General features: G+C 57.3%; 1 pseudogene. It reads left to right on the top strand.

Going from position 1 to position 279, the window contains the following annotated elements:
* Nucleotides 1–152: 152 nt before the first annotated feature.
* Nucleotides 153–279, top strand: a pseudogene (locus tag DUT91_RS26020) (ABC transporter ATP-binding protein); the annotation flags it as partial.

Below are 279 nucleotides of genomic sequence, written 5' to 3'. Positions count from 1 at the left end.
CCGATAATGCAATAGCGCGGCACACGGCGACCTTCCGGTTGCCGCGTGCATCCCTTGGAGCATGCCATGCTGCTTTTCATTCTGCGCCGATTGGCGAGTGCTGTGCCGACATTGTTCGTTGTCGTCACGCTCTCCTTCTTCCTGATGCGGTTTTGATCGGACTTTCGTCCAAGGCCCTGAACCAGGTGCGCGGCTCGAAGATCACGATGATCTTCCAGGAGCCGATGACATCGCTCGATCCGCTCTACTCAATCGGGCGACAAATTGCCGAACCCATCG

This window comes from Paramesorhizobium salinisoli (genome assembly GCF_003335045.1).
In the GTDB taxonomy this organism is placed as follows: domain Bacteria; phylum Pseudomonadota; class Alphaproteobacteria; order Rhizobiales; family Rhizobiaceae; genus Paramesorhizobium; species Paramesorhizobium salinisoli.
Note: the sequence above shows the minus strand (reverse complement) of the source record. Positions and strands in the feature narration are given on the sequence as shown.